23 protein-coding genes and 2 tRNA genes are annotated in these 23,662 nt (G+C 67.9%); 9 read left to right on the top strand and 16 right to left on the bottom strand.

Translation table 11 applies throughout. The features are described from left to right. Positions 1-125: 125 nt before the first annotated feature. Genes AACG61_RS07620 through AACG61_RS07610 form a run of 3 tightly spaced genes read right to left on the bottom strand, consistent with a single transcriptional unit; the run spans position 126 to position 6,222 of the window. A complete protein-coding gene (locus AACG61_RS07620; protein ID WP_411839400.1) occupies positions 126-1,322 on the bottom strand; it encodes an AGE family epimerase/isomerase in 1,197 nt (398 codons plus the stop codon). A 4-nt stretch (positions 1,323-1,326) separates the two neighbouring features. Next, positions 1,327-3,627 (bottom strand): Tex family protein, encoded by a 2,301-nt coding sequence (locus tag AACG61_RS07615; RefSeq protein WP_411839399.1) that lies wholly within the window; start codon positions 3,625-3,627, stop codon positions 1,327-1,329. 36 nt (positions 3,628-3,663) lie between these two features. Next, positions 3,664-6,222 carry a cation:proton antiporter gene (locus AACG61_RS07610; RefSeq protein ID WP_411839398.1) on the bottom strand — a complete coding sequence of 853 codons (2,559 nt, stop codon included), beginning with the start codon at positions 6,220-6,222 and terminating at the stop codon, positions 3,664-3,666. Between the two features lie 234 nt (positions 6,223-6,456). On the opposite strand from AACG61_RS07610, the gene AACG61_RS07605 reads away from it, so the two are divergent. Next, positions 6,457-7,524: an alkene reductase gene (locus AACG61_RS07605; protein WP_411839397.1), complete on the top strand. Its 1,068-nt coding sequence runs from the start codon at positions 6,457-6,459 to the stop codon at positions 7,522-7,524. A gap of 39 nt (positions 7,525-7,563) precedes the next feature. Here the strand turns inward: AACG61_RS07605 and AACG61_RS07600 are convergent, their stop codons facing one another. From AACG61_RS07600 to AACG61_RS07590, 3 genes are all read right to left on the bottom strand, one after another. Continuing rightward, the gene (locus tag AACG61_RS07600; RefSeq protein ID WP_411839396.1) at positions 7,564-7,815 is read right to left on the bottom strand and encodes a hypothetical protein; all 252 of its coding nucleotides are present in this window, start codon (positions 7,813-7,815) and stop codon (positions 7,564-7,566) included. 152 nt (positions 7,816-7,967) lie between these two features. Beyond that, positions 7,968-9,374 carry a type I glutamate--ammonia ligase gene (glnA, locus tag AACG61_RS07595; protein ID WP_411839395.1) on the bottom strand — a complete coding sequence of 469 codons (1,407 nt, stop codon included), beginning with the start codon at positions 9,372-9,374 and terminating at the stop codon, positions 7,968-7,970. 79 nt (positions 9,375-9,453) lie between these two features. Further along, entirely contained in the window at positions 9,454-9,792 is a 339-nt protein-coding gene (locus AACG61_RS07590) for a P-II family nitrogen regulator (protein WP_411839394.1), read from the bottom strand. Positions 9,793-9,947: 155 nt separating this feature from the next. Here AACG61_RS07590 and AACG61_RS07585 point away from each other — a divergent pair, with 155 nt between their 5' ends. Continuing rightward, positions 9,948-11,558, top strand: a complete 1,611-nt coding sequence (locus AACG61_RS07585; RefSeq protein ID WP_411839393.1) for an NAD(P)H-hydrate dehydratase — start codon at positions 9,948-9,950, stop codon at positions 11,556-11,558. A 173-nt stretch (positions 11,559-11,731) separates the two neighbouring features. Here AACG61_RS07585 and AACG61_RS07580 read toward each other — a convergent pair whose 3' ends face one another. Both AACG61_RS07580 and AACG61_RS07575 read right to left on the bottom strand, forming a co-directional pair. Next, positions 11,732-13,807 (bottom strand): TonB-dependent receptor domain-containing protein, encoded by a 2,076-nt coding sequence (locus AACG61_RS07580; protein ID WP_411839392.1) that lies wholly within the window; start codon positions 13,805-13,807, stop codon positions 11,732-11,734. A 218-nt stretch (positions 13,808-14,025) separates the two neighbouring features. Further along, a complete protein-coding gene (locus AACG61_RS07575; protein ID WP_411839391.1) occupies positions 14,026-14,241 on the bottom strand; it encodes a hypothetical protein in 216 nt (71 codons plus the stop codon). A 97-nt stretch (positions 14,242-14,338) separates the two neighbouring features. Between AACG61_RS07575 and AACG61_RS07570 the strand changes: the two genes are divergently transcribed. Beyond that, the gene (locus AACG61_RS07570; protein WP_411839390.1) at positions 14,339-15,307 is read left to right on the top strand and encodes a hypothetical protein; all 969 of its coding nucleotides are present in this window, start codon (positions 14,339-14,341) and stop codon (positions 15,305-15,307) included. 25 nt (positions 15,308-15,332) lie between these two features. Here the strand turns inward: AACG61_RS07570 and AACG61_RS07565 are convergent, their stop codons facing one another. From AACG61_RS07565 to AACG61_RS07550, 4 genes are all read right to left on the bottom strand, one after another. After that, positions 15,333-15,755 carry a hypothetical protein gene (locus AACG61_RS07565; protein ID WP_411839389.1) on the bottom strand — a complete coding sequence of 141 codons (423 nt, stop codon included), beginning with the start codon at positions 15,753-15,755 and terminating at the stop codon, positions 15,333-15,335. A 17-nt stretch (positions 15,756-15,772) separates the two neighbouring features. After that, positions 15,773-16,198: an N-acetylmuramoyl-L-alanine amidase gene (locus AACG61_RS07560; protein WP_411839388.1), complete on the bottom strand. Its 426-nt coding sequence runs from the start codon at positions 16,196-16,198 to the stop codon at positions 15,773-15,775. A gap of 281 nt (positions 16,199-16,479) precedes the next feature. Next, positions 16,480-16,758 (bottom strand): hypothetical protein, encoded by a 279-nt coding sequence (locus AACG61_RS07555; RefSeq protein ID WP_411839387.1) that lies wholly within the window; start codon positions 16,756-16,758, stop codon positions 16,480-16,482. Between the two features lie 278 nt (positions 16,759-17,036). Then, the gene (locus AACG61_RS07550) at positions 17,037-18,176 is read right to left on the bottom strand and encodes a Hint domain-containing protein (RefSeq protein WP_411839386.1); all 1,140 of its coding nucleotides are present in this window, start codon (positions 18,174-18,176) and stop codon (positions 17,037-17,039) included. Positions 18,177-18,473: 297 nt separating this feature from the next. Between AACG61_RS07550 and AACG61_RS07545 the strand changes: the two genes are divergently transcribed. The 3 genes from AACG61_RS07545 to AACG61_RS07535 all read left to right on the top strand — a co-directional run bounded on the left by AACG61_RS07545 (position 18,474) and on the right by AACG61_RS07535 (position 19,301). Further along, entirely contained in the window at positions 18,474-18,863 is a 390-nt protein-coding gene (locus AACG61_RS07545) for a hypothetical protein (RefSeq protein ID WP_411839385.1), read from the top strand. A gap of 8 nt (positions 18,864-18,871) precedes the next feature. After that, positions 18,872-19,204 (top strand): hypothetical protein, encoded by a 333-nt coding sequence (locus tag AACG61_RS07540; protein WP_411839384.1) that lies wholly within the window; start codon positions 18,872-18,874, stop codon positions 19,202-19,204. 12 nt (positions 19,205-19,216) lie between these two features. Further along, positions 19,217-19,301 (top strand) — tRNA-Leu (locus tag AACG61_RS07535). Positions 19,302-19,506: 205 nt separating this feature from the next. Here the strand turns inward: AACG61_RS07535 and AACG61_RS07530 are convergent. The 4 genes from AACG61_RS07530 to pdxH all read right to left on the bottom strand — a co-directional run bounded on the left by AACG61_RS07530 (position 19,507) and on the right by pdxH (position 21,528). Next, positions 19,507-19,583, bottom strand: a tRNA-Pro gene (locus AACG61_RS07530). A 65-nt stretch (positions 19,584-19,648) separates the two neighbouring features. Continuing rightward, positions 19,649-20,164 carry a DUF192 domain-containing protein gene (locus tag AACG61_RS07525; RefSeq protein WP_411839383.1) on the bottom strand — a complete coding sequence of 172 codons (516 nt, stop codon included), beginning with the start codon at positions 20,162-20,164 and terminating at the stop codon, positions 19,649-19,651. Positions 20,165-20,170: 6 nt separating this feature from the next. Then, a complete protein-coding gene (locus AACG61_RS07520; RefSeq protein WP_411839382.1) occupies positions 20,171-20,752 on the bottom strand; it encodes a cold-shock protein in 582 nt (193 codons plus the stop codon). A 161-nt stretch (positions 20,753-20,913) separates the two neighbouring features. Next, on the bottom strand, positions 20,914-21,528 hold the full coding sequence (pdxH, locus tag AACG61_RS07515; protein ID WP_411839381.1) for a pyridoxamine 5'-phosphate oxidase: 615 nt from the start codon (positions 21,526-21,528) through the stop codon (positions 20,914-20,916). Between the two features lie 106 nt (positions 21,529-21,634). On the opposite strand from pdxH, the gene fabI reads away from it, so the two are divergent. Genes fabI through gpt form a run of 3 tightly spaced genes read left to right on the top strand, consistent with a single transcriptional unit; the run spans position 21,635 to position 23,573 of the window. Further along, positions 21,635-22,435 (top strand): enoyl-ACP reductase FabI, encoded by an 801-nt coding sequence (fabI, locus tag AACG61_RS07510; RefSeq protein ID WP_411839380.1) that lies wholly within the window; start codon positions 21,635-21,637, stop codon positions 22,433-22,435. Between the two features lie 6 nt (positions 22,436-22,441). Next, positions 22,442-23,056 (top strand): LysE family translocator, encoded by a 615-nt coding sequence (locus AACG61_RS07505; protein ID WP_411839379.1) that lies wholly within the window; start codon positions 22,442-22,444, stop codon positions 23,054-23,056. Positions 23,057-23,066: 10 nt separating this feature from the next. Then, complete coding sequence (gene gpt, locus AACG61_RS07500; protein ID WP_411839378.1) at positions 23,067-23,573, top strand: xanthine phosphoribosyltransferase; 507 nt, start codon at positions 23,067-23,069, stop codon at positions 23,571-23,573. Positions 23,574-23,662: the final 89 nt, after the last annotated feature.

Here is a 23,662-nt window from a genome sequence, read left to right as displayed (position 1 = left end):
CCCTTGATGCAAAACGGATCGGTTCACCATTAAGGGTGCGACCCCTGCCGCGTGATGTGGCCCGCGGTCCCCTGCCGTCAACCCGATAGCGCCATGCTAAACAAAAGTTATCAACGCACCAGGCGTCAGGCCAGCGGTTTCGTCACCGCAAGCGCCCGCATCGCATGCGACAGCCCGTCCGCCAGCGGCAGCAGGTCGGCCTGCAGCGCGTGATAGATGTCGGGCTTGCCGCGGAACTGCCCGTCCACGGGGCGCCCCCCCGCATCTAGCTCCGGGAACCAGCCGCCCCGCCGATGATCGATCAGCGCCGCGTCGGCAAAGCCCCACAGCCGCGCGTACCAGTCGCGATCCGCCGGTCGCGGCTCCAGCTTGATCAGCGCCGCCAGCGCGCCGATCGCCTCGGTCACGGGCCACCAGTAGCGGTCGGGAACCCCCACGCGGTCGCCCTGCATCGTATAGGCCAGCCCGCCGCCCGGCTGCTGCCAGGCGTCGGCCAGCGCCCGGTCGACCAGCGCGCGCGCCCGGTTGGGCGTGCCGTCCGCGGGCCTTCCGGCCAGGTCCCACCATTGCAGCGACAGCCGCGCCATCTCGAAGCTGTGGCCCGGCGTGGTGCCTGCGGGCCGGAACGTCGGATCGCCCGCATAGGCCGGGTCGGGCCGCCAGTCGGCATCGTAATGCTCGGGGATCCGCCAGTCGTTGGCGGCCGCCTGTCCGGGAATGAAGAAGGCCAGGATGCGCCCCGCACGCTCCAGAAAGCGCGCATCGCCCGTGGCCTCATGCGCGGTCAGCAGCGCCTCGACCCCGTGCATGTTGGCATTCATGCCGCGATAGGTGGAGAAGACCCGCCAGTCGCGGGTGAACTCGTCGCGGAAGAGGCCCGCATCCTCGTCCCAGAAATGGCGGTCCAGCACCTGCGTGATGTCGGCCAGCAGGCGGTCGGCATCGGGATGGCTCGCCATGCGCGCGCTGGCCGCGGCCAGCAGGACGAAGACATGCCCATAGGCCAGCTTCGGCGCGTCCGCAGGGGCGTCGCCGACCAGCCCCCAGTGATAGCCGCCGTGGTCGCGGTCGCGATGCCGCTCCCAAAGGGCGCGCATGCCGTGGTCGATGATGCCGGCGCGGTCGGACCGCCCGGCGGCCTGGGCCAGCGCATAGGAATGGATCATGCGCGTGGTGACGTGCAGCTCCTGCCGGTCGCCCGGCAGCGGGCTGCCGTCATGGTCCAGCGCATGAAAGCCGCCGCCCGGGCGCAGGCTGGCATCGAAGAAGTCCAGCGCGCGGCGGGCATCGGCCACCAGGAAGGCGGGGTCGGTCGGGGTCATCGGATCACCTCTTGCGCAGGGCGTCGGCCAAGGCCGAGCCAAAGGCGCCCTGCCCCGTGGTCTGCGGCCCGGCCTGGGCGGCGCGGGGCTTGCCCTTGGGGGCGTCGGGACGGCCGGGACGGTCGGTGGGGGCGTTGTCCTTGCGCATGGTCAGGCCGATGCGCTTGCGGGGCACGTCGACCTCGGTCACGCGGACGCGGACCACGTCGCCGGCCTTGACCACCTCATGGGGGTCGCGCACGAAGCGGTCGGCCAGCTGGCTGACATGGACCAGCCCGTCCTGATGCACGCCGATATCGACGAAGGCGCCGAAGGCCGCGACATTCGTCACCGTTCCCTCCAGCGACATGCCGGGGCGCAGGTCCTTGATGTCCTCGACCCCCTCGGCGAATGTCGCGGTGACGAAGCCGGGGCGCGGGTCGCGGCCGGGCTTCTCCAGCTCGGACAGGATGTCGCGCACGGTGGGCAGGCCGAACTCCTCGGTCACGAAATCCTGCGCCCGCACCGACTTCAGCGTCGTGCTGTCGCCCATCAGCGACCGCAGATCCCGCCCGCAGGCAGCCACGATCTTGCGCGCGACGCCATAAGCTTCGGGATGGACGGCGGATGCGTCCAGCGGTTCGGATCCTTGGACGCGCAGGAACCCCGCGCATTGCTGGAACGCCTTGGGGCCCAAGCCCGCGACCTTCTTCAACGCGGCGCGGGACGGAAAGGCGCCGGTCGCATCGCGATGCGCGACGATGGCCTGCGCCAGCGACGGCCCCAGCCCCGCCACATGCGTCAGCAGCGCCACCGAGGCCGTGTTCAGATCGACGCCGACCGCGTTCACGGCATCCTCGACCACGGCCTCCAGCGATTTGGCCAGCTGCCGCTGGTCCACGTCGTGCTGATACTGCCCCACGCCGATGGACTGCGGCGGCACCTTGACCAGTTCGGCCAGCGGGTCCTGCAACCGCCGCGCGATGCTGACCGCGCCGCGCAGGGAGACGTCCAGCTCCGGAAACTCCTTCGCGGCCAGTTCGGACGCCGAATAGACCGACGCGCCCGCCTCGGACACGATGACCTTGGTGGGCGCCTTGACGCCCTTGGGCAGGCGCTTCAGCACGTCGGCCACCAGGCGCTCGCTCTCGCGGCTGGCGGTGCCGTTGCCGATGGCGATCAGGTCGACGCCGTGCCGGGCGATCAGCGCGGCCAGCGTGGCTTCGGCCCCGCGCAGGTCGTTCCTGGGCTGGAACGGATAGATGGTCGCGGTATCCAAGAGCTTGCCGGTGCCGTCCACGACCGCGATCTTGCATCCCGTGCGGATGCCGGGGTCCAGGCCGAGGGTCGCGCGCGCCCCCGCGGGCGCCGCCAGCAGCAGGTCGCGCAGGTTGCGGGCAAAGACCTGGATCGCCTCGGCATGGGCGCGCTGGCGCAGCTCGGTCAGCAGATCGACATACATCGTGTTCGACAGCCGCACGCGCCAGGCCCAGGCCGCGACGCCGCGCAGCCACTCTGCGCCCGGCCCCTGCCCGACCGCGCCCAGGCCCCGCGCCACGATCCCCTCGGCCCGCGCCGTTCCGGTCTCGGGTTCGGGGGCGATCTCGATGGTCACGACCTCCTCCTTGGCGGCGCGCAGGATCGCCAGGGCGCGATGGCCGGGAATGGCCGACCAGCCCTCGGAATGGGCGAAATAGTCGCTGAACTTGGCGCCCGCCTCCTCCTTGCCGGGCACCACGCGGGCGGCGATCACCGCATTGCCGCGCATGAACTCGCGCAGCGGTCCCAGGACCTCGGCGTTTTCCGACAACTCCTCGACCAGGATGTCGCGGGCGCCGTCCAGGGCGGCCTTGGGGGTCTCGACCGCGCCCGTCACATAGGCCGGGGCCAGGGTCGCCGGGTCGCGCGACGGATCGGCCTGGATGGCGCGCAGCAGCGGCTCCAGCCCGTTCTCGCGCGCGATCATCGCCTTGGTGCGGCGCTTGGGCTTGAAGGGCAGATAGATGTCCTCCAGCGCGGCCTTGGTCTCGGCGGCGGCGATGGCGCGGGCCAGATCGTCGGTCAGCCTGCCCTGATCGCGGATCGAGCCCAGGATCGCCGCGCGCCGCACCTCCATCTCGCGCAGATAGGCCAGCCGTTCGGACAGGGTGCGCAGCTGCGTGTCGTCCAGCCCCCCGGTCGCCTCCTTGCGATAGCGCGCGACGAAGGGCACGGTCGCGCCCCCGTCCAGCAGGTCGGCGGCCGCCGTGACCTGGGCGGGGCTGGCCCCGATCTCGGTCGCGATCTGGCGAGCGATGCGGGTGGCGGTCGGGGCGGAGAGTTCCATCGGGCGGGCCTTCGGTCGGTGTCTTGCCCGCCCTGTCTAGCCCTTGGCGACAGCCTCGCCAAGCGGGCTGTCCGACCGGTCGGCGGACAGTTCGGGCATGCGCAGCACCTCGCCCGCCATCGGCTTTCCGACCACGCTGTCGCGCACCGCGCGGCGCAGGGCGGCAGAGCGCTTCAGCAGCCGCCGAAAGCCCGTCTCGTCCAGCACCAGCAGCGTCGTGGGGGTGATCGCGCGCACCTCGGCCCGGCGGATGCGGCGGGTCAGCACGCCCAGCTGACCGAACATCTCGCCCCGGCCGATGCGGGCGGTCTGGCCCGCGACCTCCTGCTCGACCGCGCCCGAGGCCACGAAGAAGACCGACCGTGCGGGCGTGTCCTTGCGCGTGATCACATGGCCCGCATTGACATAGCGCGTGCGGATCTCGCGGCCCAAGCGCTTCAGCTCGGCGTCGTCCAGATCGGCGAACAGCGGGAACTGCCGCACGACCTGGTCCTTGCGCAGCGCCAGGTCCAGGCCGGGCCGGGTCTCGGTCTGCTGGCGGCGGCGGCGCAGGTCGTCCATCAGCTGGATATGCACCTCGGCGCCGATCAGGCCGTCGTCGCGCAGGGCGTTGTATTCCCGCTCCTCCAGACGCAGCGCGGTGCGGCGGATGAAGCGGCGCTCCAGCTCCTCGGCATAGCCGGGGAACTGCAGGCGCAGCCCCTCCAGCGCGGTCTCGACTGCCTCGATGCGCCGCTGCAGCAGCTCGTGCAGCAGCTCGGCCACGCGGCGGCCGTGGATGCGGCGGATGCGCCGGTCGATGAACCCGTGAAGGTCGCGCAGGATCAGGCGCTTGGCCAGCAACATCTCGAACCGGTCCGCGGTCATGCGGCCAAGCGGTCCGGGCAGGTTCAGGCGGTTTCGCAGGAAGGCCGCCGCGCGGAAGGCGGGCCCATAGCGCAGATTGCGCCGGGCTGCCCGCTGATAGCCGGTGCGCCCGCCCGACCGCGCGCCTTCGATCACCCGGTCGGCGTCGAACAGGGCCTGCTCGGACAGCCGGGCCGAGATCGCGCGCTCGCGGAAGCGCTGGACGATCATCTCGCGCTCATGCGCGGCCAGCGCGATCAGGCCCAGGGTGATGCGGTCGCGGTCCAGGATCTCGGCCGTGTCCTCGGCCTCGGCGGCCTCGACGGCGGTGTCCAGGCGCGCAGCAAAGCGCTTGGCCTCCGAGCGCACCGTCTCGCGCGTCAGGTCGTATTTCTCGGTGACCGAGGCCACCCCCTCGCGCACCGTCTGCAGTGCCACGGCGACGACCTGGTTCGACAGCGCCCGGTCCAGCGGCGACAGCCTGTCCAGACCCAGAAGTCCGATGACGGTCCGCAGCGTGGTGCCCTGCACGATCAGCGTGAACAGCGTGAAGCCGGTGGCCAGGATGCCCACGACGCGCTTGGTCTCGACCGGCACGCGCAGGTTCTCGGTCACGGCCAGCGCCAGGGCCAGCGTGACGGCGCCGCGCAGCCCCCCCCACATGATCGCCACGCGATAGGGCCGCTGGATGCGCGGCGACAGGCGCAGCGCGGTCAGCATCGGCAGCAGCCCGAACAGGATCAGCGCCCGCGCGACGAAGGCCGCGACGATGACCACGCCGATCAGAGCCAGGTCGTTCAGGCGCAGCTCGCCCAGAAGGCGCGGGATCAGCAGCGCGGCCAGGATGAAGATCAGCGCGCCGGCCCAATGCGCCAAGAGGCCCCAGACCTCGCGCAGGTTCGTCCAGAAGCCGGGCGTCAGCCGCCCCGGCCCCATCAGGTTCAGCGTCAGGCCCGCGACCACCACCGCGATGACGCCGGACGCATGCAGCAGCTGTTCCGCCCCCACATAGGCCAGATAGGGCGCCGCGACCGAGACCGAGATCTGCGCCAGTTCGAAGCCGCTGAAGAGGCTCATCAGCGCCAGCGCGATGCGCGCAACCAGCCAGCCCGCCACCAGCCCGCCAACGATCAGGCCGGGAAACTGTCCCAAGGCCTCGCCCAGGGTGGGGTTGGGTACGCCCAGCATCACATAGGACAGGAACAGTCCGAACAGCGCGATGGCGGCCGCGTCGTTCAGCAGAGCCTCGCCCTCGACGATGCGCGACAGGCGCTTGGGCGCCGAGAGGCTGCGGAAGATCGTGACGACCGCCGACGGATCGGTCGTCGAGACGATCGCCCCGATCAGCAGCGCCGCCATCAGCGGTAATCCGCCGAAGGCCGACAGCGCATAGCCGATGGTCAGCGTCGCCACCACGACCGCCACCACCGCCAGCGTCAGGATGGGGACCCAGTCATCCATCATCCGCCGGATGTTCATCTCCAGCGTGGCCTGGAAGATCAGCGTCGGCAGGAAGACGTAAAGGAAGACGCTGGACCGGATCGGCAGCGACAGGATGCCCTCCGCGACCGGGTTCAGCGTCGCGAAGAGGTCGGTCCGCAGCAGGATGATCGCGCCGCCGCCGATGATGATGCCGACCGCCGCCAGCATCACGCTGAAGGGCAGCGACAGGCGCGCGGCCAGCGGTTCGGCCGCCGCGATGATCAGGAACAGGAACGCGGTAAACGTCGTCAGCAGAACGATATCCATGCGTCGTGGATAGAGGCGCGCCCCCGGACATGGAAGATGGGCCGCGCGGTGCGGCGGCGATTTTCCCGCGCCCTGACGGGGATGTGAGGCATGGGCGACCCGGCCGACCGGCGGGGGTTGAAAACCCGTCGCGCCACGCACAGGTCAGCAGTCCGGCGCGGCGATGCCGCCGCCATCCCTTTCGGGCCCGTCATGGCCCCATCCTTGAGCAAGACCAGAAGAAAGGAGGACCGCATGTCCTCGATGTTCGACCCTGTGACCCTCGGCGCGGTGACGCTGCGCAACCGCATCGTCATGGCGCCGCTGACCCGCGCGCGCGCGGGGGACGTGCGCGTCCCCAACGACCTGATGGTCGAGTATTACAGCCAGCGCGCCACTGCCGGGCTGATCCTGTCGGAAGCCACCAGCATCATGCCGATGGGCGTGGGCTATGAGGCGACGCCGGGCATCTGGAACGACGAGCAGATCGCGGGCTGGTCCAAGGTCACCAAGGCCGTGCACGAGCGCGGCGGCCTGATCTTTCTGCAGCTTTGGCATGTCGGGCGCATCTCGGACCCGCAGCTTCTGGGTGGACAGCTGCCCGTGGCACCCTCCTCGATCCAACCGGCGGGCCATGTCAGCCTGCTGCGCCCCAAGCGGCCCTACGTCACCCCCCGCGCCCTGACCACCGAGGAGATCCCCGGTATCGTCGAGGCCTATCGCCAGGCGGCCGAGAACGCGCGTCACGCGGGCTTCGACGGGGTCGAGATCCACGCCGCGAACGGCTATCTGATCGACCAGTTCCTGCAGGACCGCAGCAATACCCGGCAGGATCAGTACGGCGGCAGCATCGAGAACCGCGTCCGCTTCCTGAACGAGATCACCGATGCGGTGATCGGGGTCTGGGGCGCCGACCGGGTGGGCGTGCATCTGGCGCCGCGCGGCGACAGCCATGACGTGGGCGACAGCGACCCGCGCGCCCTGTTCACGCAGGTCGCCCGCGACATGCGCCAGCGCGGCGTGGCCTTCCTGTTCCTGCGCGAGCATCCGGCCGAGGACAGCCTGCTGGACGCGATCCGCGATGCCTTCGGCGGGCCGGTCATCGCCAATGAGGGCCTGACCCGCGAGAGCGCCGCCGCCCTGCTGGCGGAGGACCGCGCCGATGCGGTCTCGTTCGGGCGCGACTTCATCGCGACGCCGGACCTGGTCGAGCGGTTCCGCCGCGACCTGCCGCTGAACGAGCAGAACCCCGCCACCTTCTACGGCGACGGGGCCGAGGGCTATACCGACTATCCGACCGCGACCCAGATCGCGGCCGAGTGATCGGGCGGGCGGGGGCCGATGGTCCCCGCCCCCTTCCGGTCAGCCGCCGTTGCGGCTGGAGAAGTCCGCGGGCCGTCCGGTGGTGGGCAGCTCGGTCACGGTGATGATGTCGTCGGCGGACAGGCCGCGGCGGACCAGCTCCCGCGTCTCCAGAAGATCGCCCGCGCGACGCTCGACGGTCATGACGTCGGCGGCGGACTTCATCAGTTCGGGGCGCTCGTTCATGCTCATCGCCAGCGAGGGCATGGCGGAGAGCGAGATCAGGGCGGCGGCAAGGGAAAGACGGATCATGGATAGTCTCCTGCTGAGGTGAGGGATCGTCGCGATCCATGCAGACAGACACGCAGGCCAGAGGCCTGGTGATGCACCCCCACACGCAAGCGTGTTCGCGAAACGGAAAAAGGGCGGCCCGAAGGCCGCCCCCTGTCCGTCCGGATGCCCGGTCAGCAGCTGTAGTACATCGCGTATTCGATGGGATGGGGGGTGTGCTCGTAAGCATAGACCTCCTCCCATTTCAGGGCGATGTAGCTCTCCAGCTGGTCGCGGGTGAACACGTCGCCCTGCAGCAGGAAGTCCATGTCCTTCTCCAGCTCCTCCAGCGCCTCGCGCAGGGATCCGCAGACGGTCGGTATCTCGGCCAGCTCCTCGGGGGGCAGGTCGTAGAGGTCCTTGTCCGAGGCCGGGCCGGGATCGATCTTGTTCTTGATGCCGTCCAGGCCGGCCATCAGCAGCGCCGCGAAGGCCAGATAGGGGTTCGCCGCCGGATCGGGGAAGCGGGCCTCGACGCGCTTGGCCTTGGGGCTCTCCGTCCACGGGATCCGGACGCAGCCCGAGCGGTTGCGGGCCGAGAACGCGCGCAGAACGGGGGCCTCAAAGCCCGGGATCAGGCGCTTGTAGCTGTTGGTCGACGGGTTGGTCAGCGCGTTCAGCGCCTTGGCATGCTTCAGGATGCCGCCGATGAAGTACAGCGCCTCCTGCGACAGGTCCGCATATTTGTCACCCGAGAACAGCGGCTTGCCGTCCTTCCAGATCGACATGTTGACGTGCATCCCCGACCCGTTGTCGCCCTTCATGGGCTTGGGCATGAAGGTGACCGACTTGCCATAGGCATGGGCCACGTTGTGGATGACGTACTTGTACTTCTGGATGTTGTCGGCCTGCTCGACCAGACCACCGAAGATCAGCCCCAGCTCGTGCTGGCAGGTCGCGACCTCGTGGTGGTGCTTGTCGACGCGCATGCCCATGCGCTTCATGGTGGACAGCATCTCGCCGCGGATATCCTGAGCGGTGTCGACGGGGTTGACCGGGAAATAGCCGCCCTTGTGGGCCGCGCGGTGACCGGTGTTGCCCATCTCGTATTCGGTGTCGGTGTTCCAGGCGGCGTCGGCCGCGTCGATCTGGAACGACACCTTCTGCGGCGTCACCGAATAGCGCACGTCGTCGAAGATGAAAAATTCGGCCTCGGGGCCGAAATAGGCCGCATCACCGATGCCCGACGCCTTCAGATAGGCCTCGGCCTTGGCGGCGGTGCCGCGCGGGTCGCGCGAATAGGGCTCGTTTGTGTCGGGCTCGACCACGTTGCAATGCACGCACAGCGTCTTTTCGGCATAGAACGGATCGATATAGACCGAGGCGGGGTCCAGGATCAGCTTCATGTCCGACTGGTCGATCGACTTCCAGCCCGCGATCGAGCTGCCGTCGAACATGAAGCCTTCCTCGAAGAAGTCCTCGTCGACCAGGTCGCGGTCCAGCGTCACGTGCTGCAGCTTGCCCTTGGGGTCGGTGAAGCGAACGTCGACATAGGCGACATCCTCGTCCTCGATCAGCTTCAAGACATCCTTGATTTTCATCTCTTCCCTTCCTTCTCAGTCACGACCCGGCCTCACGGTCTGGCACGGGCCGCAGGAGTTCCTTTGTGGGCGGCGCGGATCAGACCGCGTCGTCGCCGGTTTCGCCGGTGCGGATGCGGATCGCCTGCTCGACCGGCATCACGAAGATCTTGCCGTCGCCGATCTTCTCGGTCCGGGCGGCCGCGATGATGGCCTCGATGGCGGCGTCGACCTGATCGTCGGGCAGCACCATCTCGATCTTCACCTTGGGCAGGAAGTCGACCACGTATTCGGCGCCGCGATAAAGCTCGGTATGGCCCTTCTGACGACCGAATCCCTTGACCTCGGTCACGGACAGGCCCTGCACGCCGACTTCCTGCAGCGCCTCCTTCACGTCGTCCAGCTTGAACGGCTTGATGATCGCCTCGATCTTCTTCATCGCAATTGATCCTTCCTCGCGGCTTGCCTGTCGCCTGCTTGGCGCGTTTGATGAACCGCGTAAATGCGCCAGCGCGAAGTTGGACCCCGTCAGGCCGCCTCGCCGGCGCATCTGCTTATAATTTGACCAGACAGCCCAAGGATTAGTCACGGATCATGCTCGAAGGCCCTGAAATCGTCACCTGCGCCCAAATGCGCGCCATGGAATCCGCCGCGATGGGCAGCGGCGCGATATCGGGGCTGAACCTGATGACGCGGGCCGGTCGCGCCGTCGCGGACCGCATCCGCCTGCGCTGGCCGCGGGCCGGGCGGGCGGTGGTCCTCTGCGGTCCGGGCGCCAATGGCGGCGACGGCCACGTCATCGCGCGGCATCTGGCGCAGGCGGGCTGGACGGTCGATGTGCTGGGCCTGCCCCCGCGGCCGGGCTCCGACGCGGCGGCAGCGCGCGCGCAATGGCCGGGGCCGGTCCTGCCGCTGACCCGCGCGGCGCTGCGCGCCCTGCCCGATGCCGATGTCTATGTCGACGCGATCTTTGGCACCGGCCTGACCCGCCCGCCGGAGGGAGAGGTCGCGGCCCTGCTGCGCCATCTGGGCGGAGAGGGTGGCGACGGCGCCTTCTATCGCCCGCGCCTGGTCGCGGTGGATGCGCCGAGCGGGCTGTGTCTGGACAGCGGCGTGGTCCTGGGCTCCGGGCGGGGCGCCCTTCCCTGGCACGCGCTGCGCGTCGCGATGACCGTCACCTTCGACAGCCCCAAGCCCGGCCACCTGCTGGAGCACGGCCCGCAGCTCTGCGGCCGCCTGCTGGTCGCCGATATCGGGCTGGAGCCCTTCCGCGTCCAGGGGGCGCGCGGCCTGCGCCGGGCGCAGCTGACGGCGCTGTGGCCGCCGTTGGACGTGCCGGACCGTCGCCGCCCGCAGGCGCCCGACAGCGAGGGGCCGTGGCTGCGCAAGGAGCAGTCCGAGGGCGGGCACAAGTTCGCGCATGGATCGGCGCTGATCGTGGCAGGCGGCGCGGGGTCCGGCGGCGCGGCACGGCTGGCGGCGCGCGCGGCGCTGAGGGTGGGCGCGGGGCTGGTCACCCTGGCCCCGCCACGGGACGCGATGCCGGAACACGCCCTGCCCCCCGACGCGCTGATGCGGCGGGCGGTGGATCAGGCCGATGACCTGGGCCGCGCGCTGGAGGACAGGCGGCCCGTGGCGCTGTGCCTTGGGCCGGGCTGCGGCGTGGATCGGGCGGCGGCGCTGCTGCCCGCGGCGGTGGCGGCGGGACGCCCCGCGGTGCTGGACGCCGACGGCCTGACCGCGCTGGCCAAGGCGCCCCGCGCCCTGCCCCCGGGCTGGGTGCTGACCCCGCATGGCGGCGAATTCGCGCGCCTCTGCCCCGATCTGGCCGAGGCGCTGCGCCGCGACGTCTCCCCCCGCGCGAAGCCCGCGATCCTGCGCGAGGCGGCGGTGCGACTTGGCGCGGTCGTCATCCTCAAGGGCCCGGACACGGTGGTGGCCGATCCCTCGGGCCGCGCGGCGATCCATTCCGACCCGCTGATTCCCTGGCTGGCGACAGCGGGCGCGGGCGACGTGCTGGCTGGGCTGATCACCGGGCTGTTGGCGCGGGGAATGCCCGCCTTTGCCGCCGCCTGCCTGGGCGTCCGGTTGCACGCGCAGGCCGCGCGCCGCTTCGGCCCGGGGCTGATCGCTGACGACCTGATCGACACCCTGCCCCGCGTCTTGGCGGACTGGGCGGGCACGGATCGCGCCGACAGGCCTTGACGCCGCCCGACCTTGCGGGATGTGATGCGCCCGTCTGGCGGAACTGGCAGACGCACCAGATTTAGGTTTCTCCGAAAACCGCGCCTTATCAGCCCTGTGGCCCTGAAAGTTTACCGGACATATCGTGTCCGACTCAGGAACGTGTAAATCGGCGTCGGCGCGGCTGCTCCGGTTCAGAAGCTGGAGGTCAGGCCGACCCAAAGCCTGCGCCCCTCGCCCTCGGTGCTGTTCGACGCGGTCGTCACCTCGCGGTCCAGGACGTTGTAGACGGCGGCATTGGCAGTCACCCGGTCGGTCAGCTGATAGTCCACGCCCAGATCCATCGTCAGATAGGAGGCGTATTCATAGGCGATGGCGTTGCCTTCTGCGTCGAAGGCATAGGGCGTGCCGTTGGTGCCGATCCGCGCGCCCGCCGCGACCTCGCGACCGTGATAGTTGGCCGATCCCCAGGCCCCCAGGCCCTCCACCGGCGTCTGCCAGTCGGCGGTCAGGCTGGCCGTGTGGCGGGGTGTCCGGTTCAGGGGAAGGCCCGGATAGTCGCCCGTCTTCTGTTCCGAATCCGTGAAGCTGTAGCTGCCGCGCAGGGTCACGGTCCGGGTCACGTCCCAGGCCCCGGTCAGCTCCACCCCCTGAAGGCGGGCGGCGCCGACATTGTACCACTCCCACAGATTGTAGTCGGTTCCGCCGACGGTGATCCGGCGATCGGTCTTGGCATTCTCGATCTTGTTGTCCAGGTCGGTGCGGAACAGGGTCGCGCCGACCTCCCAGGTCGGTGCCTCGTAGAGGGCCGCCAGCTCATAGCTGGTGCTTTCCTCCGGACTCAGGTCGGGGTTGGAGGCGATGACGCCCGCGCCGCGTTCTGTCGTGTAATAATATCCCGGCACGATGGAGCGCAGGTCCGGCGCCCGGAACCCGGTCGACACGCCCCCCTTCAGGGTCAGACCCGGCGTGGCATTCCAGACCGCATAGGCGCGCGGGGTGACGTGGCTGCCGAACTCGTCGTGATCGTTCAGCCGCGTCCCCAGGGTCAGGGCGAAGTCGTCGCGCAGCCGCCATTCGTCCTCGACGAAGATCGCGCGCTGCTCGGTGCCGAAGGAATAGGTCCGGCCGTCGCCCAGGCCGGGATTCTGGTCGCGCAGGCCGGTCCGGTTGATCTGTCCCCCGAAGACCAGCACATGGCTGCCCTGCCATTCCCAAGGCGTGGTGACCTTGGCGTCATAGACGGTGTTGGTGACCTCGGGGCTGCGGTCGCCGACCGACAGGCCCAGAGCGCCATTGCCCGTGGAGGTCACGCGCTGCCCGACCTCGCGCAGGACCGACAGATCGACCGTGGTTGCGCCGAAGCGGCCCGCATAGGACAGCGAAGCGTGATCGCGGGTGTTCTCCTGCAGGCTGTCATTCTGCGGGGTGCCGCGAAAGTCCACCTCGGCGATGGTCCGCCCGACGCGGCCCAGATCCTCGATGCTGCTGCGCCCGCCCTCCAGATGGATCACATGGTCCGGGTCAGGCGTCCAGCTGAGCCGCGCCGTCAGGTCGGTCAGCTCGCGGTCGCGCAGCCCGTCCACCACGCGCGCCTCGGACCGGTCCAGGCGCCGGCCCCAGACCTGCAGCCCCAGCCTGTCGTCGATGACCGGCCCGCTGCCATAGAAGGACAGCTGCCGCGAACCGGCGTCGCGGCCCCGCTCGGGCACCGTCGCCTCGGCCGTCACCGACCCGGTCCAGCGGTCGGCGACCGGTTTGGTGATGACGTTGATCACTCCGCCCATCGCGTCCGACCCGTAGAGCGACGACATCGGCCCGCGCACGACCTCGATCCGGTCGATGGCCGCGACCGGGGGGATGAAGCTCTGCTCGATTCCGGAATTGCCGTTGGTGCGGGCCTCGCGGGTGGTCTGGCGCTTGCCGTCGACCAAGATCAGGGTGTACTGCCCGCCCAGACCGCGGATGAAGATGTCCTGCTCGTTGGCGATGCCGGTGGTCGCCACGCCCTGCACGTCGCGCAGCGCGTCGCTGAGGCTTGTGATGTTGCGCTTGGCCAGCTCCTTGCCCGAGATGACCGAGATGCTGGCCGGGGCGTCCGTGATGTTCTGCTCGAAGCCGGACGCGGTGATGACGATCTCGTCCAGCAGGATCGGGTTCGCGGCATCCTGCGCCAGCGCGGCGCAGGCGCCGCACAGTGCGGAGACCGTCAGCAGCGAGACCCGGACAGGACGCGGAAGGGACGGGAGAGAAGGAGAAAGACGCGGCATCGACGTGACCTCGGAGGGATAGGAAGCGGTGCTGCCTGGGGGCGAAGCCGCGACGGCGTCGAATACCTTGGTGATTTTGTCGGGTTAATACTGACGTCGTAGAGGGGCAAGGCTGCCTAAGGATCACCTCCACCGCGCGACATAATTGCAACAGATCCCTGAGCCTTGGCGGCGGGCACGGCGGTAGCGCGAGCGATGGCAGTCGGAGGATGGTGCCGTCACACTTGATGCACCGGCACGCCCTGCAAGTCTTCCGCCCATGCGACGCTCGATCCGGGGGTTGGAAGCATGCGGAGATTCCTGCCCTCTTTCTTGCCGCACACGCTGCATCTGGTCCTGCGCAGCACGTCATCACGGTGCAGCCAGCGCGAGAAGCCCACGCGCCCCTCATGGCCGCATCGACATCGGATCAGGTAGCAGGTCGCTTGGTCCATGGGGATCCCCTTCGGAACCACAGCAGCGAACGAAATAAGAACACCGAAGCAGGGGCGTAAGCGGTTCGTACCCCTTGCTGCAAAGATGCCTTCGAGGTTGACGCCTGCCGTGCCGGGCGGCATGTTGCTGCCGCAATTGAGGGTTGGGCCTACGATATTGGAAACGCTGGCAGTCGACAGACAGGAGCTGATCAAGCTCACGAACCACCATGAGTGGCTGTCTCTTAGAGCGTATGTCCTTGAGATGCTTGCGCGCATCTCGCCTGAGGGGCCTTCGGGCCCGTTGACGCAATGGCTGGTGGAATGCAGTGAACAAGCCTGCGTACCCCCGAGGGACATCGAGGCTCTTGCATTGAGGCATGGTGGATCGGCCGCCATTCGGCACGCGTTCCGCGAGAAGAATGCTTCCGAGCTGAACCGCCTGAACATCGTTCCGATAGGCAGCGAATGCCACCCATGGGTCATCCTGAACCGTTGGGGATTTCGGTCCACGTTGGACGATCTGAACCATCTGTGCCTGGGCATTCATCGGATGCCGGCCCTCGTCGACATGCTCGAGGAACGATTTTCGAACTACGCGTCATCGCAGAGCATCACGACGCGAAATCATCCCCCAAGCGGCGAAGACATGGTGGTCGACCCGAAAAACGGGATCACATGGAACCACCACAGAGGCGCCTACTGGACCGATGAGAACTTCGCTCGGCTGCGCGAGACGATGCCGGGGCTCATCTCGAATTTTCACCGGTCATGCCGCAAGCCAGGCGCGATATTCGCCATCAGCCAGTGGAAGGACTTCGATGCCGTCCGCAGCGCCCCATTGCTCGACAGGCTGATGGCAGGCCTGACACTCAACGGGGCCTCGGATCCGAAGTTGATCATCATGGACTTCAGCGGCGCAGAACCTGACGGGGTCCTGCAGGTTCGCGACGATGTCTGCTTGTGCAGCAACGTCTATCCCGACGGTTACTCTTGGAGCGGGATGAACTACTACAACTCAGAGGTCGGCGTTGCCTGGGAACGCCGGGTCGTCGCCAACTTTCTGGAAGCGGTGTCTCGGATCTGATCCGCCGCAGCCCGGATGATCCTTCTCATGCCTTCGGCTTGATGCGTGAGGCTGAAGATGCGAGCGAGGTGCTGTCCGACTGGAGCAGCCGCTCGCCGAAGGCATTGCCCGCCTCGAAGGCGCTCTTGCCGTCCTCGATCGTGCGCACCAGCTCGCGCTCCTTCGCGGGGCTGGTGGTGTAGGGCCGGGCCAGCCCGCCGCGCTGATGCGCCACGATCAGCGCGCAGATCGGGGCGACCGCCAGCATGAAGCCGTGGATGCCTTCGGCCGTGGCCCCGGTCAGCGGGCCGAGGATGGCGGCCAGACCGGTGGCGATGGGCTCGGCCGTGCCGTCGCTGACGCTGCCCGCGATTACGTCGATCAGCGTCAGGATCGCCGGGACGATGCCCAGCCAGAAGGACCGCGTGCGGCCGATGAAGATGGGGGCGATGGTCTTGATGCTGTCCATGGTCAGGCTCCTGATGATCAGAGGGTTCGCAGTTCGGCGCGCACCATCGCGCGCAGGCGGTCGCCGACCTCGATCGGATCGGCGGGGGCGGGCATGCCCGGCAGCCAGGTGATGTCCCATTTCCAGCGCTGGACGATGCCGAAGGTCGGCTGGATCTCGGCATGGGTCAGGACCGACCACCGGGTGACAGGGATGTCGTAGAGGCGGCAGAAGCGCGCGGCCTCCCGCGCGAAGGCGCAGACCTGTGCGGGGGTGATGGGCGCGGTGCCAAGCTGGAAGGGCCGCTCGATGGCACCGGCCATGGCGCAGATCGCCAGCCCGATCGCGCCGCCGTTGGCGTTGAGGGTGTGGCTGCGCGGGGCGCCGGGCAGCGCGGGCCAGACCGGCGCGCCGTCGCCCGGGATCAGGCCGTGATAGGCGCGCAGATCAGTCGGGTTCGGCACATGGCCGCCGCCGGTCCAGTGCCCGTGGATGCGGGTGATGCCGCTCGGGTGTTGGAAGGGCAGCCCGCGCGCGCGCTGCGCGGCGGTGGCGGCCTCGAAGGCGGCGCGGGTGCGGCGGCCGTCGATGCCGTCGATGGGGCCGGGCCAGAAGCCCAGGGCGGCGCAGCGCGCCTAGCGGGCGCGGATCGCGGTCATCTTCGCGGTAATGGGGGTCTCCAGACATGCAAAGGCCCCGCACGATGGCGGGGCCGGGTTGGGTGAACGTCAGGTGAGTAAGATCGTTAGCTCGACGGGCCGCGCAGCAGACTTGCGATCAACCAAATGTCGTGAATTCGCTCACAGTGCCGCTCTTCGCGAAAGCGGCGGTCCATGTCGCGGGCGAACATCGTTCGGGCCTGGCAGTCCGGCAGGGCGTGGACGATGGCGCAGAGCGGGCGGAACCGGCCGGTCAGCACGAGGCCGATGCAGCTGGAGGCGTACCAGTGGAACATCTCGGATCTCCTCGTCGCCAGCTTCAGCAATGAGCCGCGGCGCAGCCCTGGGTGGCGCGCGCCGATCATGCGGAAGGTCTGCAACGCTTCGGTGACGGCCCATCCGGCTGATGGATCGGCGCGAGGCCTCCCGCAGTGCCCACGCAACACCCCTGCACGGCGGCAGGGGCCTGGATAAGGAAGGTGGGGTTTTCCCTACCTTATGGGCGGCTGCCGGTTACAGCTAACGTCATAAGGTTCTTGATCAACTTGTGAGTGATACGGAAAAGCCCCGCACGATGGCGGGGCTTTGGGTCGCTTTCATTTCAGATGGGCCGGCTCAATGGCATTTGCCGTGGAAGCAGGCGTCAGCTGACGAGCGGCTTGGCGGCCTTTGCATGTCGCGCCATCAAGTTCTTGGCCTTTCGCCCCGTCGCGAAGAGCCGCGCACCCTCAAAGGCATCCAGCGCGCAGCGCTCGAGCAGCTCGGGGAACAGCATTTCGATCTCCTCCCTGGCGGCGGGGCCGACGGCGGCCAGTGCCTGCGGGCCGGGATAAAAGCTTTCCGCCAGCGCGCCGTCCGCCAAGACGATCTGATGACGACCGAACAGCAGGTGGAAATAGCCCACCCCATCCTCCGGCTGAACGACGGACACCCCGTCCAGGTCCACCAGCAGCCGAGCGGCAACCAGGACCTCCTGCGTTCCGACCATCCGCTGAGCGATGACAGAGCGCACAAGGATCCGGTGCTGAGGAGAGACGACAAGGTCGCGGACCGGCATATCCTCCCCAAGAGCCCCGCGCGCGATCCTGATCGGACGAAGCTTGGGGTTTGCGTCCAGCATGGCGCCGGTCAGATGACGCGATCCAAGCCAGTGCAGCGGTTGCGGGCCCGCATCGCGGGTGATCACCAGATCCCCCGGGGTCAGGCACTCGACGGCGCGCTCGCCATTCGGCGTCAGGATCATGGTGCCCTGCGCAAAGCAGAACGCCGCCTGAGCGTCTTCGAAATCCAGCTGGCGATCATTGTCACCCTGCTTCGTGTCACCGTTCTCATTGACCTCGAGATAGGTCAGGGTGGTTGGCGTCTGGGACAGGCCGCCGTTCAGATCATAGAGAAGATGCCGTCCCCGACCGATCTCGAAGACAACGTATTCGTCGCCGGCGCCCAATCCCTGAACCAAGTCATGCTTGGGATTGAGTTGGCGGTAGATCGTGCTCCACCCCTCGGCCCCGGCCTGCGGATCGCCGTCGGAGTCCTTTGCCGGATCGTAACGCTCCAGCTGCCAGAACCGGCCATTCTTGAACTCGGCCGTCGCTGAGGGGTTGTTCACGTTCCCGACCCAGCTCAGGCAATAGATATCGCTTGCGCTGCCCAAGCCCGCAGCATCGCGTACCACCATGCCGAAACCGTCCTGACCGCGATTGAGACCCGGAACGGTTGTGGGCTCCGACGAGGTCAGAGCAAGCATGTCACCTTTCAGATAGATCGGTCCATCGTACGCCATTGCATCGCTCCAAAGAAATTTGGACCACGGCTAATGCAAGCCGACATGGCCGACCAGCTGTCTAAATTTCAGTAGGTTAACAGCGAAACTTTCTCGCCCGGTGTCCGTGGACACCGCTTCGCCAAGTGCGTGCTGCGTGCTGCGTGCTTTTGGTCAATCCGGAGTGGGCAGACACGCCGCGTCGGATGCCTCCGCTCTTAACCAGATACGGCCTGGCGCTGATCGACGGCCTGATGTCCAAGGTGTCGGCAGGCATTGGGGATTGGCTATAACCAAGCCTCTGGCCTTATGGAGCGGATGGAGAAGGACGGTATCGTCGCGCCGCCGAATTTTGTAGGCAAGCGAGAGGTCCTGATGCAGGTGATTGACCCCACCGCAGTTGAGACCGAGGCTGTCCTAACTCCGTCTGATGAATGGGCAGGACTGAACTGCGCCACAGGGCAGACTTGCACAATGGGTCCGCATGGGCCGGGCGGTTCCATTCAGTGCCAATACTGTGGTGCGGAACCCGCCCCGTCTGATGGGCTGCGGGAGGCGGCGGCTCACGCAAACAGTTGGTTGCGGGCCGCGCTGCGTTGCAAAGAGTGGCAGTGGGATGCAGATCAACTCGCCATTGCTGAAGCCGCCTGCAACGACCTGCGCATTGCCCTCTCCGCATCGCCCTCCGCATCGGTCTTGACCAAATGACTCCCGATATGGTGATGCTTGCTCTCAACCCTAACGAGAGACAGCAAGGAAACACCATGACGAGATGGGCTGAAGACCGTGCCACCGAGGAGCTGGGCTACCGTGCCCAAGGGGATGCAATGGAGGTTGCCCTGAAGTGGGGCTTCATCGGTGCCCTCCTTAGCCTCCTGGTGGGGTTCTTCTACTCAGCCTTCAACGGCTGGTATCTGGAGGAGACCACGCAGCTGGGTCTCTGGTTTGCACTTGGCGGTGCAGCTGCGGGGTTCCTGAAGGCGCACCTTCGGGACCGCCGATGGGACCGCCGCTTATCTGAGCTTGAACGCTCCGGCATCCGGGGCTAAGACACCACCGTTGCCCGTCTGGCGGAATTGGCAGACGCACTTGGTTTAGGTCCAAGCGCCGCAAGGCGTGGGGGTTCAAGTCCCTCGACGGGCACCACCTATTTCCCTGCAAGTCACCAGTGACATAGGCTGTGACATGGCGCCACCAATCTGTGCCACGCCCTCCACATCCCCTTGATAACTAATGGGAACCTGAGTGCTATGCCATTTAGGTTCTGGCGCCGCAAGGCGTGGGGGTTCAAGTCCCTCGACGGGCACCACGATGCCTTCCCGACATGACGACTATTCCGACAGGGGGATGGTGGTCGGAGTGGAGGGATTCGAACCCCCGACATCCTGGTCCCAAACCAGGCGCGCTACCAGACTGCGCTACACTCCGATTCCGGCGTGCGCCGTGGCGGCCGGTCCCGACCGCATAGCGCAGCCGCGCGGTGGTGAAAAGCCCTAGCGGCAGGGCCAGGCGGCGGTTTCCTGCGGCACGTCGGGATGAGCCAGCACCTGACCCGCGCGCAGGCCAAGACGCGCAGCCTCGCCGCCCGCGATCTCCAGGACCAGCAGCCGGTCGCGGTCCGGATCGCCCACGGCCGCACCGGGAACCGGCGTCTCGTCCAGCGGGCGGGCATTCGCATGGATGTGGCGGATCACGCCACGCGCATCGGCAAAGACCATGTCCAAGGGAATCAGCGTGTTGCGCATCCAGAAGCTGACGGGCTGCGGGCGGGGATAGACGAACAGCATCCCCGTCCCCGCCGGCAGGTCGCGGCGGAACATCAAACCGCGGGCGCGCAGGGCCTCGGTATCGGCCAGTTCGGTCGCGAAGGACAGCGCCCTGTCGTCCGACAGCCGGATCAGCGTGCGGTCGTCGCGGCATTCCGCGGTCGGTTGCGCCTTGACCACGTCCTGCGCCGCGGCGGGACCGGCCCCTAGCAGCAGAAGCGCAAGGACGGCGGACAGGCGCATCACGCCCTATTCCGCGACGTGGGCCAGGCCGTCATCGGCCGACCGGCCCGACGACGCGTCGTCGCGGGCGGGCAGGCCGCTGTCCCAGGCCGCGATCTGCGCCGCCATCAGGCCGCGCGGCCCCTCGACTACGCGCAGGCAGATCGCCTCGCCGATGGCAAGGTCGGCGAAACCGGAATGGCGCAGCACCTCGATATGGATGAAGACGTCATCGGCATGACCGAAGATGTTGGCGAAACCGAAGCCCTTGGACTTGTCGAACCACTTCACCCGCGCGGGGCGCAGGGGAAGGCTGTCCAGATGCTCGATGATCTCGATGTCCAGATCGGCGATGGGGGGCTGTCCGTCGGTCGGCGGCGGGTCGATCGAGACCACCTCGGCGGCCTGCACGCCGCGCTTGGTGTGCTGGACCATCACCGTGACCCGCGACTGGTCTGCGACCGAGCTGCGGCCGAAGTTCCGCAGCACGTTGCCATGCAGAAGGATGTCGGTACCGCCTTGATCGTCAAGGATAAAGCCATATCCCTTGGACGGGTCGAACCACTTGACCAGCCCGGTCGCGAGTCTCAGGGTACCGTCGTCTGTCATAGCATTTCCGTCTTCGCGCATAACCGATAGCCCTCGACAGTAGACATGCCGTCCCCCGACTACAATATGGGACGGTGCGGGACATGGGGATCGGCAAAGATAAGCCGTCGACCGCCTATGTCGGGATCGTGATGGGCGACGTCAAGGTCATCACGGCCGGGTCACGGGGACAACCGCCGCACCTGCCAGCCGTCCGCTTGATCGCGGGTCCAGACGAAGCGGTCGTGCAGGCGGAAGGCGCCATCGGCCCAGAACTCGATCTGCACCGGCGCGATGCGAAAGCCGCCCCAGAACGGCGGCCGCTTGGGCGCGGTGCCGTGGCGCAGCCCGACCTTGGCGACCTCGGCCACCAGCGCCGCGCGGCTCTCCAGCGGCTGCGACTGGCGCGAGGCCCAGGCCCCCAGCCTGCTCTGCAGCGCGCGGCTGTCGTAATAGGCGTCGGCCTGCGGCCCGTCCTCGTGGGTGACGGTGCCGCGCACGCGGATCTGGCGGGCCAGCGACTTCCAGTGCATCACGAAGGCCGCCTTGCCGGTCGCGGCGATCTGGCGGCCCTTGGCGCTGTCGTAATTCGTGTAGAACACGAAGGAGCCGTCGGTCCCCTGCCCGTCGATCTCCTTCAGCAGCACCATGCGCACGTCGGGCAGCCCGTCGGCATCGACGGTCGCCAGCGCGATGGCGTTGGGGTCGTTCGGCTCGGTCGCGCGGGCCTCCTCCAGCCAGGCGCGGGCGATGTCGAACGGGTCGTCGCCCGCGAAGAGTCCAGTCCGATCCGCCATGGCGCGTTCCTTGTGCTTGCTGCGACAGGACAGTTGCCCTAATCACCTTGGAAACGGTTGAAAGCGCGGGGGACAGGACATGTCAAGCGAGCAGAGGCCCGGCCTGATGGCCGGCAAGCGCGGTCTCATCATGGGACTGGCCAACGACAAGTCGATTGCCTGGGGCATCGCCAAGGCGCTGGCCGCCGAAGGGGCGCAGCTGGCCTTCAGCTATCAGGGCGATGCGCTGAAGAAGCGCGTCGATCCGCTGGCGGCGCAGCTGGGATCGGACCTGGTCCTGCCCTGCGACGTCTCGGACGAGGGCTCGATCGACCGGCTCTTCGCGGATCTGGGCGCGTCTTGGGACGGGCTGGACTTCGTGGTCCACGCGATCGGCTTTTCCGACAAGGAGCAGCTGCGCGGCCGCTATGCGGAGACCACGCGCGACAACTTCCTGATGACCATGGACATTTCCGTCTATTCCTTCACCGCCGTGGCGCGTCGCGCCGCCGCGATGATGACGGATGGCGGCTCCATGCTGACGCTGACCTATTACGGCGCCGAACGGGTCATGCCGCATTACAACGTGATGGGCGTCGCCAAGGCCGCGCTGGAGGCCTCGGTCCGCTATCTGGCCGAGGATTTCGGCAAGGACGGCATCCGCGTGAACGCGATCAGCGCCGGTCCCATCAAGACCCTGGCCGCCAGCGGCATCGGCGACTTCCGCTACATCATGAAGTGGAACGAGCTGAACTCTCCGCTGCGTCGCAATGTCACGCAGGAGGATGTCGGCAACTCGGCCCTCTACCTGCTGTCGCATCTGGGCGGCGGCGTGACCGGAGAGACGCATCACGTCGATGCGGGCTATCATGTCGTCGGCATGAAGGCCGTGGACGCCCCCGACATCGCGACCGTCAAGAAGGACTGACCGGCCATGACGGCGCATGCCCTGCTGGCCATCTGGCTGGTGCATCTGGCGGCGGCCGTCTCTCCGGGTCCGGCGGTGGTTCTGGCCGCGCGCACCGGGCTGCGCCACGGTTTCGGCCGGGGCGCGTGGCTGGCCGTGGGGCTGGGCCTGGGCGCCTGCATCTGGGCCTGCGCGGCGATGTTCGGGCTGGCCGTGCTGTTCCGCGTGGCCCCCGCCCTGCTGGTCGCGCTGAAATATGCGGGCGCGGCCTATCTTCTATGGCTGGCCTGGAAGATGTGGCACGCCGCGGCCGAACCGCTGGCGATGGACGCGCCCGATGCCCATGCCCGCAGCGCCGCGGGCCTCGTCTGGCAGGGCATCGCCACGCAGCTGGCCAATCCGAAACCCGCGGTGTTCTTCGGCACGATCTTCCTGACCTTCCTGCCGCCGCAGGCCCCGCTCTGGGGCTATGGCGCCATCCTGGCGCTGATCTTCGTGAACGATGCGGGCTGGAACGTGATCGTCGCGCGCATCTTTTCGCTGGAACGCACGCGCCGGGGCTATATGAGCCTCAAATCCGTCATCGACCGCATCTTCGGCGGGCTGCTGGCCCTGATGGGCCTCAAGCTTGCCGCCACCTGAGGAGAGATCCATGTCATCCGAACGCCTTCCCCATGAAAAGGGCTTCCATGTCAGCTGGGACCAGCTGCACCGCGACGCCCGCGCCCTGGCCTGGCGGCTGGACGGGACCGAATGGCGCGCCGTGGTCGCCGTGACCCGTGGCGGCCTGGTGCCCGCCATGATCGTCGCGCGCGAGCTGGACATCCGCACGATCGACACGATCTCGATCCGCTCCTACAAGGGCGTGGGGTCCGAGGCCGGCCAGGGCCAGCTGGAGGTCCTGAAGCGCCCCGACGACGCGCTGATGATGGGCGACGGCGAGGGCATTCTGGTCGTGGACGACCTGGTCGATTCGGGCCGCACGCTGGAGCTGATCCGGCAGATGTACCCCAAGGCGCATCTGGCGACCGTCTATGCCAAGCCCAAGGGCAAGCCCATGGTCTCGACCTGGGTGACCGAGGTCAGCCAGGACACCTGGATCTTCTTCCCTTGGGACATGGCGCTGCAGTACGTCCAGCCGTTCCGCGGCGAAGACTGACTTAAATTCAACGGCTTGCGCCTCCGCTCTCGGTTCGGTGACCGGGGCGGGGGAACCTGTCCTCCTGCCTGCGCATTGTGCACCCAATA

It is taken from the genome of Paracoccus sp. ME4 (genome assembly GCF_046736325.1).
Taxonomy (GTDB): Bacteria; Pseudomonadota; Alphaproteobacteria; order Rhodobacterales; family Rhodobacteraceae; genus Paracoccus.
Note: the sequence above shows the minus strand (reverse complement) of the source record. Positions and strands in the feature narration are given on the sequence as shown.